Here is a 13026-nt window from a genome sequence, read left to right on the forward strand (position 1 = left end):
ATAGCTGATTATTTTGCTGTTTTATATAATTGGACTCGATATTCTGGAAATGTAAGGTATCTCGACAAAATTGTGACCAAGTAAACCAATGGAATAGACTCCCCCACTCAATGGAAATCCCGGATCAGGCAGTGAATGCAGCATACCGGGGCTGCCTATTAGTTATCCTGTGTCAATAGCCCGAAAAAAACCTCGCCTGATGATCTATACTCACCACACTTCAAATTTCGACACTCAAGCGCAATCGATAATCTGAAAATTATCGGCCAACAAGGAACATAACGATTCTTTATAGCATGTAGCTTGGATAAGTTTACGTCATCCAGGAATGAATTCCGGCGTCAGAGAATCTGCTATTGACTATTGATAGTGAATTGATTTTCAATGAAATATTGCGTATAGAATATGGGTATCGTTCTGCGCGTTTTGTGTGTGTATTTTGGTGGGTGGTGAGTGTTGTAATGCAAGGCTTGAACCCCTTTGTTTTGTGTTCCAAGCTACTAGCTGAGCCGGTGTGTAGTCATTTTCTTGATTAATTATCAAGGTGTTTGACAACAGATGTGGTTTTCTGTAGATTAAATTGTCAAGAAACAAATGGTGTTTTTCCTATATTCAGTTTATCCACCCGGGTAATGTGTACTGTCTGTGCCGCAAATGCGTTGGCACGACGCTACTGTGATGACCTTAGCGACAATGCACAGCTACTCGCTACATCGCAGGGACAATGGAGAAGGGATATGCAAAAAGCCGAACCGCAACACAGCCATACCCAAAACCAGCAGGCGCAACGCAAAGACAAAGGTGCGTCGCTCGAAGCGCCGCAGGGTGAACAGATTGCGCAACTCGAAGCGATGGCGAACAATAGCCCACAGGTCAATAAACTGGCGAAATTGGCCGCGATGGCCGATAACAGCCCGCAGGCCGTGACGCAACGCAAACTCAGCGAACAATTCAACAACAGCCCGCGCATGATCGCTCAACGTCAACAGTTCGCCAAAATCACGGGTGCTGCGATGCAGCGGATGGGTGACGAGGGGGAACCGGTACAAGACCAGTTCAATCTCCAGCTTCAGTCCGTTCAGCGCGTTGAAGATGAGGATGAATTGATTCAGGGAAAATTCGATCCGGTGCAACGCGTGGAGGAAGACGAGTTGGTGCAGGGGAAATGTGAAACCGCTCCGTTGACAGAAGAACCGGCAGCAAAACAAAACAACACCGGGTTGCCCGACAACCTCAAGTCCGGTATCGAACACCTGTCTGGCATGTCGATGGACAATGTGAAAGTCCATTACAACTCTTCAGAACCCACGCAGTTAAATGCGTTAGCGTATGCACAAGACACGGATATTCATCTTGCGCCGGGGCAAGAAAAACACTTACCACACGAAGCGTGGCATGTTGTGCAGCAGGCGCAGGGGAGGGTCAAGCCGACCATGCAGATGGCGGGGCAGCAGGTTAATGATGATCAGAGGTTGGAACGTGAAGCGGATGTGATGGGGGAGCGGGCGGTTTCTGCTGGGGTGGTGCAGGAGAGGCAAGACTTGAGAAACCCAATTGTGTCTGACTTCTTAGGTTCAGACCCCATTCATTCCACCTTATTCACCGAGAAAAATACAGTCGATTCAAATGCTGCTGTCCATATGGAAAGTAAAAAGCCAGGGACCGTTTTTCAACAAAAGCCTCAGTTTGTGGTGCAAATGATATGGAACGAGACTGAAGAAACGGAAGCGCAAAAAATATTAGGGCCAATGGATGGTCAAGAATTGGACGTGCCGATTGATGGTTTATTAGATCAGCAAGCATGGGCAGGATTAGAACACAAAGGATTTGTACATCTGGGAGGCTCAAGGTTCAATGTGCTTCAACCCATTGAGGCTAAGAAAGTCGTTGCCAGAGCAGCAGAAATTTTGGAAGGATCTTTCATAATGACTCCACCTCCGGTAGCCTTTGTCACCCAAGCAGCCAAAACAGCAGATACAAGAGGATTAGTTCTTCTCGATAGTCACCATACAATCAATGCTTCACGTATTATTAATGGAGATAAAAATGTTAAAGTACAGCATGTTGCAAAGCCCGCGCATCCGAATGGTGCAATGACCTTGGCTGATGTTGCGAGAAATCGTGAAGTCATAACATCAAATAGAGCCAAAGCTAAAAAATATAATCAAACCGAGGCAGGGCGGAAGGCTCTACAACAAGCTGTTGATGAAATTATGAAGCAAAAGATTAAAAAAATAACCGAAATAGAAGAAATCACGCAACTAATTCAAATGATAGAGGAAAATGGTATTGATGAATATAATGTTGAATATTACCAAGGCGCTAAAAATAGATTGGCAGAGCTGGAAAAAAATATTCAAGGTTAATTTTGAATCGGTCGGTCGGCTTGTTCAACTCTAAAATGACTCTAAAACAGAAAGCAAAAACAGAAAGGGTCCATAATCAATAATTTCTGTTTTTTGTACACAGTAGTCCTAAAAATGATGTAGCTATAAGTAATGGTTTTCAATTTGAACCCTGTTTCCAGGCATAAGACAGCTCGAACGGGTTATACGGAGAAATCTGATGGCCAGGTCTCGAATCAAGAAAAACAATCAGTACAGTTAGCATTAATTGAGCATGTAGCCTGTAGCCTGTAGCCTGTAGCCTGTATAAGTTTACGTCATCCAGGAATAAATTCCGGCGGTAGAGAATCTGCTATTGATTTTTGATAGTGAATTGATTTTCAATGAAATATTGCGTATAGAGTATGGGCATCGTTCTGCGCGTTTTGTGTATGTATTTTGGTGGGTGTTGTAATGCAAGGCTTGAACTTTTTTGTGTTATAGATGTTGTGACTGTGTGACCCCTTTTTGTTGCACGCCAGGTTAAATTGACCCCAATGATTTGTTATAGTTGTTCCTTATTGCTTTACTAAGCTCTCTAATTTCCATCCAATTTCTTTTTATAGAGCATATCATCGTAACCTAAAACGCCACTATATTTATTTCCTACTTCGGCAATCATAGAAAGACATTCTTTTTTAAATGATTTCATATCACCTGAAGAAAAAGCACGTGCGGCAATATCAAAACTTGGCATGTAACCGTTGGAAAGACGTATACCTTTATAGCATAAAAATAAAGCCTCGGAAAAATGAGCATCAGCTTCCATTTCTATCTTTGTCATACGCCACTTCTTCATATCCTGAATCATATGCGTCGCTTCATGTACAATAGTGCTCCACTGCTTTGGAGTTTTAAGTGGTCCTGTAGCTTTTGTTAGTGTCAGAGAATTTTCATCGAAATTATACATCGCCAGACCACCCTGAATCATTCCTTCTCCCAAAAACACCTTTATATCGCCACAAGCAATCTTGCGACCAATATCTGCATAGTACTCAGGTTTATAACCTGCAATTGCTATATTAGGCATATAAAGTCGAGGGAACTTAAAGTTTTTCAGAATTGAACCATGCTGTAGGAAAACTGAAATACTATCAGCCAGTGCTCTTGGTGCAACTTCTTTCGTAGCCATATAATCTCCTGTAGAAAAGATGGTTAGGGGCTGGGTCAGATCTTGCATTGCAACACCTGCTATAATGAAAACATATCGGGTTCGGGTCGATAATCAAGAACAAGTAATCTCGCAGCCAAACCAATGTTGTATTGTAAATGGTCATTTACCCATCATGCAAAAACCCTGCACAGGAAGAATTTAAATGATTCCGACAGGACTGAAGATATTCACTAAAATTAAATGTTTGTGCTTACCGGACGAAGTTTTCTTGTCCCGAGAATATCAGAGTTGTGTTCGTTCGATAAGCCTTTACAATAGCTATTTCCAGAAAATTCAACAAGGAAATACAGCCATGAATATCAAAAAAAATCAACTGATCGCGTTATTGTTTTTCTGTCTGTTTCCAGGTGCGTCCTTTTCCAAGGATCAGCCTGCGCAGAATGTTTTGACGACGGAACTGTCGGCCAAGGCGGCAATGGCGGCGATGAAGCAATGTGAAAGCGATGGGTTCAAAGTCAGTGTGGCCATTGTCGACAATGCCGGTTTGCTCAAAGTGCAGTTGAAAGCCGATGGCGCCGGGCCGCATACGCTGGACAGCAGCCGCCGCAAAGCGTATACCGCAAACAGTTTGCGCGGGCCCACACAGAAATTTGCTGAATTGATTATCAGTAGTCCAGACTTGCACAGTCTTGCCCGTATGAATGAAAGTATCCTGTTACTTGGCGGTGGTTTTCCAATCAAAATGGGGGGTGAAATTGTCGGCGGCATCGGTGTGGGCGGTGCGCCCGGAATCAAATTTGACGAGGTTTGTGCACGTGAAGCCTTGAAGGTTTTACAGGCCGATGATCTGTTTGAATAATACGGATGCCGGGATGCCTGGCTCTCCTAATGGATATGGCCTGCATTCTGCGCGCCGTGCGCCTGGCCCCTAACCACCTAATCGCTGCCACCATCATCTGCGATTTTCCTAACCGTTTGCGCGCGGGTTTTTTCCAGCCGCGCCAGCTCATAATGGATAAAAGCCAGGGCGGTGAGTACCGGCGCGAAAAAATTGACGACCGGAATATATTGCAGAAAACCTGTCAGCAAACCCAGATTCCATAACGAAAACCGGTTGGAAGATAGCAGCTGCTTGATTTCACCATGATTGGCGTGTTCGGAAAGCGCATCGTAGCGAAACAGCTGCTGATTCAGGAATGCTGCGGCAATAAATGGAACAATAAGGCCTGCTGCACCAAATGCCCATAATGGCAGGGTAATGATCCAGATCAAAATGTACATGAACACGGCATAGAACGCGTTGACAAGACTGCCTGTTACGGTGCCGCCGCTTTCGCGTTTGAGCATGGGGTAATGCTTTTTTGCTACATGATTGATTAATGCGGGCATCGAGAAAATGGCGGTGATCAATAATGTAGTGATGATAACCAGCGGTATGAAGAAAATAATGTGGATCAGCCATTGAATACTGTAGGCGAGCCAACCTGGGGCCTGGCTTGCCAGCCATTCCTTAATTCCCAGTTCATCGAAGCCTAGAAAAACTACTTCCGAGAATGTGTCCCAGAAAAACCAGCCGATAAAAATCCATAATGCGCTTGCCAGCATTACCGGCCACATCATGATCCAGACAATATTAAATCGAAGCAAATCACGGATTGCATTTGCTGTGGCGCTTAAAATGTGTGACATAACTTTTTTATGAAATGTTTAACGAATCAAAAAAATGAAAAAGCCCCGCTATGTAATCAAGGGCAATTGAATTTTAACGCACATAAACGCGATGGTGGCCTTTTGATGAACAAGATGTTGATGTTGTCAGAAATGGGCAAGCAGCGAGGTTCTGAATTCTAAAAGCGGAATGAATGGTATGCAGCCCGCGGTCCGGGCCGGCAGTCTAATAGTGACTCCTTGAACCGTGAGACTGAGTTGAGGCCGTAGGGTTGCTCAGTATCGAACAAAGATTTGGGCGTGAGCGCGTTGTCCTACACGCTCAAATTCGGTAATGCTTGTTTATCCGGTGCATTGGTTCGGCCAGGTTGTCAACTTATTTGCAATTCCGTCTGGCTTGGCAAATCTAGGCAATATCAGCTTTCATCATAGATCTTCTTTAGATTTTCTTGACAATCGGTATGTTATATTCCTTCACACAACTTAACGGAGTATGACCTTAATTTTTGTTACGAGGAGAGATTATGTTTGTTAAGCTTTTTTTTGCCGTGGCACTAGCAGTAAGTATGTCGAGTTTTGCTGGGTCGAAGGGTGGATTCAAATCAGCTGTCGATTTCACTCAGAAAAACCAGTCAGTGACTAATGCAGGGCAGCAGTCACAATTGAAATCACGCGTATCCAATAAATAGCAAAATCAAACCGCATCGCAACAAGATTCAAATGCAAGTCAGAAGCCATCAATGATTGATTATTGTCGAAAACACACTTGTTAATTCGTTCATTTTTTTGGAGTTAATCATGAATTCAAAAATTTTGAGAATTTTACCTGCGCTGTTTTTCCTGTTTTATGTGACTAACACTACTTCAGCTCCGCCACACTGGGATTATGACGATCCAGCTGCTTGGTGGGCAATTGTAGACCCAGCACACACAGTACCGTTATCCTATCCCTATGCAGAATGCGGTGTAGGCCAACATCAATCACCAGTTGATCTGGCTGCGGCAAAACTTAGTTCCAGACCACTCAATCAATTGGCGGTTATATACGGCACCGACACGGTAACTTTCTACAATAGTGGACACGCCGTACAGGTTAATACGTCAAACGATTATTCCGGCGCACTGAAAGTTGGAGAAGAGACATTACCGTTAATTCAATTCCATTTTCATGAGCCCAGTGAGCATGTCGTCGGTGATCGTCACTTTCCTGCCGAGGCACATTTTGTACACATTAATGAAGATGGGAGAATTGCGGTTGTCGCAGTTGCAATAGAGCTCGGAGAAGAAAATACGGATTTTCAAATCGTTCTGGATAATACACCCGTTGTGGGAAGAGAAAGCAATGCAGATACAGGTATTCAAATCGACCCAGCCAAATTTCTCCCAAAACAAGATCATAACAATCTGGAATATTATACGCTAGCGGGATCTTTAACGACTCCACCTTGCAGAGAAGGTGTACAGTGGTATCTTCTGGCTGATCCGATAACGATTTCAGAGGCACAACTTGAACAATTTAAAGGTTTCTACACAAATAACGTACGCTTCGTGCAGGATTTAAACGGGCGTTCTATATTGTTTAACAAATAATTTTAAACGCCATAGAATTATAACTGCCCGGTAAACTTGTAGTATGCTTCGGTTGCTAGATTGATATTATTATCTCTGGCCGCCATTTAAACAGCTAAATTATTTATATTTAACTAAAAACATTATTTCTGAAAGGGAGAGAACTCTATGAGTATGGAAAGTGAAGTCAAGGCGAAATTCGGAGGATTCTGGAATTCGCTGGTGATATTACTCGTCATTATTATTTGTCTGCGTTTTTCCAGTATTGAGCTGGCTGAGGATGATCTTGGAACACGGTTGGCGTGTTCGCTGAAATTATTCTTAGGTTGTATTGGTGTGGGTATTGTGCTGGGTATTTTGCGAATTTTCTTGTCGTTTTCAAATGATACCTATACAAGAGCGCCGGCTTCTGCGAATTTTACCTCAGGAATCAGATTCGGAATCGTGGCTGGTGGCGCCTTGGTTCTGATTATCGGCATGTTGCAGCTGGAAAATTTCCTTGGGCCGCTGCAACCGGTGGTTGATGCGCTTTTTGGCAAGTTGTATGCACTGTTTGAATAATTAGTTGTTCCCGAGTCAGCCTTTATTGCCAATGCGAGCGGCTGACTCTCATGACTCGTTAACAGTATCCAGTTCGTTTTTCCAGATTCAAGCTGTAAACCTGCATCGCCCGTGTTGTAAACCCAAGTCGGAATGATGTTTTAAATATTCTGGCATTTTTCCTTTTCCAGATCAATAATGTATCGATACAATTGATCATATTCTTTTTTGGAGCGATTATTGAATAGTGGATCGCTTTGTATTTTGACTTCTTTCTCTATTTCACGCCAGTCTTGTTCCGAAAATTCAGTATCCATGAGCGGATAGACAAATTCATTTTCTTTATTGAGGTGTTTTTTTTGCAGCGCTATGTATTTTCTGGCGCTGGAGAGTAATTCAACCGCCGAAACAATGCAGTCATCCGCCACGCTGTTGAATAGTTCATTTATTTCTTTCGTTTCCAGAACAATTTTTTCATGCTCATCCTGAAGTTGTTTGATCAACTTGCTTTCTTTTACTTCCTTGTTCAGGAGCCTGTTGAAGATGACGTCTTCTGAAGGATGGTGCCACTTGTCTGGATAAGTACGGACATAATCTAATGCACTGAGGATAATATCCAAGTCGGGCACCCGTTTACTGTCGAAATCATAGCAATCGATTTCGTGACTGAGGCAATTGAGCAATCGTTGCAAATGATAATGATCAGTATGAAGCTGGCGTTGTATTGTATGCATAACAACTCCTCCAAAAGAACTGCCATTTTAATAGCAAGCCATTAGCATGGCTAATGGCCGTACTTGCTGTAATTTACCAAATAACCATCAATCGTTTGAACCTGACTTCGGACAAACTTGATTTGCGTAAATTGAAACAACTTAGGTAGTATGCCTAATACTACTGCACACTATATCAGAACCTTACTTATTATTTTAGACTAATTATTATTCATGAAAGTTTTTATACTGTTGCGGTCGGCTGTTAAGTACGCGTTGATGTTTTTTTTAAGCCTGCCGGTGTTTGTGCTTCAGGCTCATGGATCAATGAGTCCTGATGACTTGCTGGTCAGTTATTCAGAGAAAAATAATTTAACCCGATCATCCGGTCAGGATATTACGATTAATATCTATCTAAATGGCGACGTGTCTGTTTCTGTTTCAGAAACCATGAAACATGCGGGTCATTATCATGCATTCTTGGCGCAAGAAAAATTGGATGCGCTATGGATGCTGCTCGTTGATGAGAAAATACTTACATTTGACGCGCAGCTATTAAGAGAGGCGTTGATCAGGGAACGGCAGTTGCTGAAGCAATCACGGGCTATATTGACTACTGTTTCAGACAAGGCTCAAAGTGTGCTCGAATTTTATCCCAACAGGTATAGTCCGCCGGGGCTTGCGGGCGAAGACGTTAATGTTGTCAGGCGCATAACCTGGGCAGGGTTGAGATGGGATGCAGAGCATTATCCGCAAGTTGAACAGCTTCAATTATTATACGCAATACAGAAAATTGTATTGTCAATTCTAAATCAGGATGACTTGCAACGGATGGACCAGTGATAGATATTAATAATTAATACCGGAAAGGTTTTTGTGATGTTGGGAAGTCTGCGGGTAGTCAAGCCGGGAAACAGAAATAATCAGCGGGAATCAGCACGCTTGTTGCTGTCGGTTGTACCGTTGTGGATCGTCTCGGTTGAAGCCGGTGTATTCGAATTCGTCAATGATATCAGTGAGGTGGATGTTATAACGCACCCGATTGGTTATGTTGGTCGGGGGGGTGAATTGAATGTGACAGTCGGTATTTCGCCATTGTCGCCGCATGCGGAAGAAATGGAAATACCGGTGCGAAATGCAGTAAATACCTGGAATCAACGCGTGCCGACTACTGGAAATATTCAGGTCAATGACGTGCTTGTGCCGCGTCATATGTTTGATTTTGAGTCGGTTGCATTGCACGAGCTGGGACATTGCATTGGTCTTGCGCATCCTAATCTGGCTACTGAATCGGGCGTAGGGGGGAGCGATACCAATTATACCAGTGCGATTCGCGGTGAGAATAACCGGTTTGATCTGAATCCCGGTGCGGATGGGGTAATTGGTTCGGCAGATGACCAGCGTGGAGATGATATCAATTTGCATTGGTTTAACAAGGATAATAATCCGTTTGTGGTGACCGAAGTTGTCGATAGTACAACTTATAGCCGGGATCTGAACGATTTGCCATCCGTTCACCGATTTGCCGCAAATGGTGATCGGTCGGTATCATTTCTGCTCGGATTTCAAAATACCGAGGCAGTCATGCAACAGGGCATTATATCTGGAGAAGCCCGGCGTACCCTGGCTGCCGATGATGTCGCAACACTTCGTCTTGCCATGAGCGGTCTGGACAGGCTTGAAAACACATCGGACGATTATGTATTAAACCTGGAGTATCTCGGGGTTACGGATGAAGCCGATATTACTTTCAATTTTGATAACAAAGCTTCATTTGCTGCTTGCAGGATTACCGGTTTCTTTCTCAACGACAGACATGTTGCGATACAGGAAGGTCATATTTCATTCAATACAGGTTTTCAGTGGTTTTTTAATCCGCAATTGACGCCACTTATGCAGGAACAGCCGATTGTTTCTATTAAGGCGAATAATCAGTCGAATGGATCGATAGTGTTGCAATCCGGCGATCATTTGTCGCTGACCGTGGCGCTCGATCCTGGGCAAAAAAACGGCGATCTGGCCGATTACTGGGTTCGGGCTGAGACGCCGTTAGGCGATTTCTGGTTGAATAGCCGGTTGCGATTCATACGTTCGGATACGCCGATACGCGCTCATGGCGGGCCGTTGGTTAAGTTTTCTGCGTTCAGTATTCTGGAGAGTACAACGGCCGGTTTCCCGGCGGGTGCTTACACAATTTCATTTGCTGTGGATAATAATCTTGATCAGATTTTCGATGAGTCATTTCAAAACGCAGTGACTTTTACGATACAGCCCAAGTGATTTTGCCAGTGTCGGTGCGGGATTAAATACGCACTTCAAAATTGAAAAAAGTAACTGTTTCATCTTTGATGGCGGTGCATAATAGGTTAAAGTATGCCCAATTGCGATGTATTTTACAAAAAGTATTTCATGGAAAAAGAATAAACAATTTTTTGAGGATATTGATATGCTATGTCCTAAATGTGGAACAGAGAATACTGAACAAGCGGACTTTTGTACGCATTGCGCAGAGCCGCTAAAAATTAAGGATGTACAAACGTCACAGCTTATGGGTGATGCAGCAGATGCGCGACAGGACGGGATTGCCACACAGCAGGGTGGGGAGTCCGGGGATGAAACGGCTAATACGGCGGCGTCTTCTTCGCACAATAATGAATCCGGTGCATCGATGAGAGAGGCGGCAGCAACTCAACATCGACCTCGTATTACAAATATCGATTTTCAATCCGACAAAGCAAAGGAAAAGCCGGTCGTTTCCATTGGAATGTATATTGTTGTTATTTTACTGTCAATTCCTGTTCCGCCTATCGGTATTGCCATGGGGTATACCTATTTGCGCAAGGCGCATCCGGACGCTAAAAATGCAGGCAAAATTTGGTTAATATGGGGAGCAATAACACTTGTAACTTTGGTGCTTTTGGCCATTATTTGATTGTGCGTGATCGATCTCGGCAAATGATTTAGCAGCATATCCACACCATATTTGCTGATGGAATATCCGGTTGGCGCGATGGTTATCAATTTCCCGTTACGAGTTCGGATCATTGCTAAAACATGGGTTTGTCCTTGGCCGCATTAAATCGCTCTATTCCGTTGATAATTTCAGATTTGGCCTTGTTTGCGCTTTCCCAGCCTTCAATCTTGACCCATTTTCCTTCTTCCAGATCTTTATAATGCTCAAAAAAATGTGCGATCTGGTGCAAGGTGATCTGTGGCAGGTCTTCGTAAGACGCAATGTTTTGATACAGATTGCAAAGTTTATTAATGGGCACCGCCAGTAGTTTTGCATCTTCACCGGCTTCGTCGGTCATTCTGAGCATGCCGAGAGGACGACAACGTACGACAACACCCGTTATCAGTGGAAACGGTGAGATGACCAGTACATCAACCGGGTCGCCGTCTTCTGATAATGTATGCGGGATATAACCATAATTACAGGGGTAATGCATGGCAGTAGACATGAATCGATCGACGAACATGGCGCCGGTTTTTTTATCCACTTCGTATTTAATGGGATCTGCATGCATCGGTATTTCGATAATGACGTTAAAATCATTGGGAATATCCGTACCCGAGCTGACGCGATCTAAATTCATGCTGACTCCTGTAAAGGCTGGTAATGATGACTATTATAGCGTTAGTGATTGTAAAAATTTAATTCTTCCTTGAAAGGCATACAGTTATTTCGTTCAGGATAATAATCCCCATATGTCTGAATCCAGTAAAACACCTTTAGCTACAGATGATTCTGTTGCAATAATCGAAGCAGGAGCAGGCTCTGAAATCGTCGACTGCGGCGTAATACCCGATTCCGAAACGATACATGAATGGCCTGTCTTGCTGGTGCTTGCCGCCGTACAATTTGTGCATATTCTGGACTTCATGATGATCATGCCGCTGGGGCCCGAATTTTTCAGGCTTTTTGATATTACGCCGCAACAGTTTGGTTTGCTGGTGACAGTCTATACATTCAGTGCCGCAATCTGTAGTTTTCTGGTGGCGTTTGTCGTTGACCGCTTTGACCGCAAGCATGTGATGATTTGCTTTTGCGCAGGATTTTCACTGGCGACACTGTTATGCGCTTTGTCGGTCAACTATCAAATGCTGCTGTTCAGCCGAGCGATTGCAGGCATGTTTGGCGGCCTGATAAGCGCAACTGTATTTTCGATTATCGCCGATCTGATTCCCATGTCACGCCGCGGCAAGGCGACTGGAACAGTGATGTCCGCTTTTCCATTTGCGGCGGTTGCCGGTATGCCGGCGGGGTTGTTTCTTGCTAACCTGATCGACTGGCGTGTTCCATTTGTCGTACTGACTTTTATGGGCGTGATTATTGTACTGGCCGCTTATCGTTTACTGCCTTCAGTAAAGCCGCATGTGCATCCGTTGCATCAAGCGGATTCGATGGGCTTGTCGAATCAGTTTAAAAAGATTTTTCTGAACAAGAATCATATCTTTGCTTTTTTGCTGATCGCCATGCTGATGTTTTCAGGCTATCTGGTTATTCCGTTTATCAGTGTTTATATGGTGACCAATGCGGGCATGCATGAGCAAGAGTTGCCTTATCTTTATTTCTTTGGTGGTTTATTCACTTTTTTCACCGCGAATCTTTTCGGCCGTTTTGCTGACCGTTACAGCAAAAAGCTGATGTTCGGCGTTCTGGCGCTATTGTCGCTCGTGCCGATTTTGTGGATAACCCATATTTCCGAAGCGCCCTTGTTTTTGCTGCTGTCGGCGACAACTTTATTCATGATACTGGTCACAGGGCGTATCATTCCACTGATGGCGCTGATTGCCGCATGTGTGAGGCCGCATTTGCGTGGCAGTTTTATGACATTCCATATGTCGATACAACAGCTCTCCGCAGGACTGGGTTCGCTGCTGGCCGGTTCCATGATGGTTATGTCCGTGCAAGGTAAAATCATGAATTTCGATACGGTTGGCATGATAGCGGCCGTGATAACACTGTTGGGTATTTTTCTGGTTACGCAGTTAAAGACGATAGATGAACTCGAGGAATAGAGTGATTACACTACAC

General features: G+C 44.0%; 12 protein-coding genes. 8 read left to right on the plus strand and 4 right to left on the minus strand.

Translation table 11 applies throughout. The annotated features are described in order from the left end of the window. The first annotated feature begins 737 nt into the window (after positions 1 to 737). The gene (locus MRK00_07530) at positions 738 to 2366 is read left to right on the plus strand and encodes a DUF4157 domain-containing protein (protein ID MDR4517221.1); all 1629 of its coding nucleotides are present in this window, start codon (positions 738 to 740) and stop codon (positions 2364 to 2366) included. A 556-nt stretch (positions 2367 to 2922) separates the two neighbouring features. On the opposite strand, the gene MRK00_07535 is transcribed toward MRK00_07530, so the two are convergent. Next, positions 2923 to 3564 carry a hypothetical protein gene (locus MRK00_07535; protein ID MDR4517222.1) on the minus strand — a complete coding sequence of 214 codons (642 nt, stop codon included), beginning with the start codon at positions 3562 to 3564 and terminating at the stop codon, positions 2923 to 2925. Positions 3565 to 3850: 286 nt separating this feature from the next. Here MRK00_07535 and MRK00_07540 point away from each other — a divergent pair, with 286 nt between their 5' ends. Further along, positions 3851 to 4357: a heme-binding protein gene (locus MRK00_07540; protein ID MDR4517223.1), complete on the plus strand. Its 507-nt coding sequence runs from the start codon at positions 3851 to 3853 to the stop codon at positions 4355 to 4357. Positions 4358 to 4434: 77 nt separating this feature from the next. On the opposite strand, the gene MRK00_07545 is transcribed toward MRK00_07540, so the two are convergent. Further along, positions 4435 to 5187 (minus strand): EI24 domain-containing protein, encoded by a 753-nt coding sequence (locus MRK00_07545; GenBank protein ID MDR4517224.1) that lies wholly within the window; start codon positions 5185 to 5187, stop codon positions 4435 to 4437. A gap of 777 nt (positions 5188 to 5964) precedes the next feature. Here MRK00_07545 and MRK00_07550 point away from each other — a divergent pair. Continuing rightward, positions 5965 to 6756 (plus strand): carbonic anhydrase family protein, encoded by a 792-nt coding sequence (locus MRK00_07550; GenBank protein ID MDR4517225.1) that lies wholly within the window; start codon positions 5965 to 5967, stop codon positions 6754 to 6756. Positions 6757 to 6903: 147 nt separating this feature from the next. Then, the gene (locus MRK00_07555; protein MDR4517226.1) at positions 6904 to 7296 is read left to right on the plus strand and encodes a hypothetical protein; all 393 of its coding nucleotides are present in this window, start codon (positions 6904 to 6906) and stop codon (positions 7294 to 7296) included. Between the two features lie 140 nt (positions 7297 to 7436). Here MRK00_07555 and MRK00_07560 read toward each other — a convergent pair whose 3' ends face one another. After that, positions 7437 to 8009, minus strand: a complete 573-nt coding sequence (locus tag MRK00_07560) for a hemerythrin domain-containing protein (protein ID MDR4517227.1) — start codon at positions 8007 to 8009, stop codon at positions 7437 to 7439. A 213-nt stretch (positions 8010 to 8222) separates the two neighbouring features. On the opposite strand from MRK00_07560, the gene MRK00_07565 reads away from it, so the two are divergent. The 3 genes from MRK00_07565 (at position 8223) to MRK00_07575 (ending at position 10920) form a co-directional block, all read left to right on the plus strand. Further along, entirely contained in the window at positions 8223 to 8831 is a 609-nt protein-coding gene (locus MRK00_07565) for a hypothetical protein (protein MDR4517228.1), read from the plus strand. Between the two features lie 36 nt (positions 8832 to 8867). Further along, positions 8868 to 10268 carry a hypothetical protein gene (locus MRK00_07570; GenBank protein ID MDR4517229.1) on the plus strand — a complete coding sequence of 467 codons (1401 nt, stop codon included), beginning with the start codon at positions 8868 to 8870 and terminating at the stop codon, positions 10266 to 10268. 166 nt (positions 10269 to 10434) lie between these two features. After that, positions 10435 to 10920 (plus strand): zinc-ribbon domain-containing protein, encoded by a 486-nt coding sequence (locus MRK00_07575; GenBank protein ID MDR4517230.1) that lies wholly within the window; start codon positions 10435 to 10437, stop codon positions 10918 to 10920. Positions 10921 to 11035: 115 nt separating this feature from the next. Here the strand turns inward: MRK00_07575 and ppa are convergent, their stop codons facing one another. Further along, on the minus strand, positions 11036 to 11584 hold the full coding sequence (ppa, locus tag MRK00_07580) for an inorganic diphosphatase (GenBank protein ID MDR4517231.1): 549 nt from the start codon (positions 11582 to 11584) through the stop codon (positions 11036 to 11038). 112 nt (positions 11585 to 11696) lie between these two features. Here ppa and MRK00_07585 point away from each other — a divergent pair, with 112 nt between their 5' ends. After that, positions 11697 to 13010, plus strand: a complete 1314-nt coding sequence (locus MRK00_07585) for an MFS transporter (protein ID MDR4517232.1) — start codon at positions 11697 to 11699, stop codon at positions 13008 to 13010. Positions 13011 to 13026 lie beyond the last annotated feature (16 nt).

It is taken from the genome of Nitrosomonas sp., from assembly GCA_031316255.1.
GTDB lineage: Bacteria > Pseudomonadota > Gammaproteobacteria > Burkholderiales > Nitrosomonadaceae > Nitrosomonas.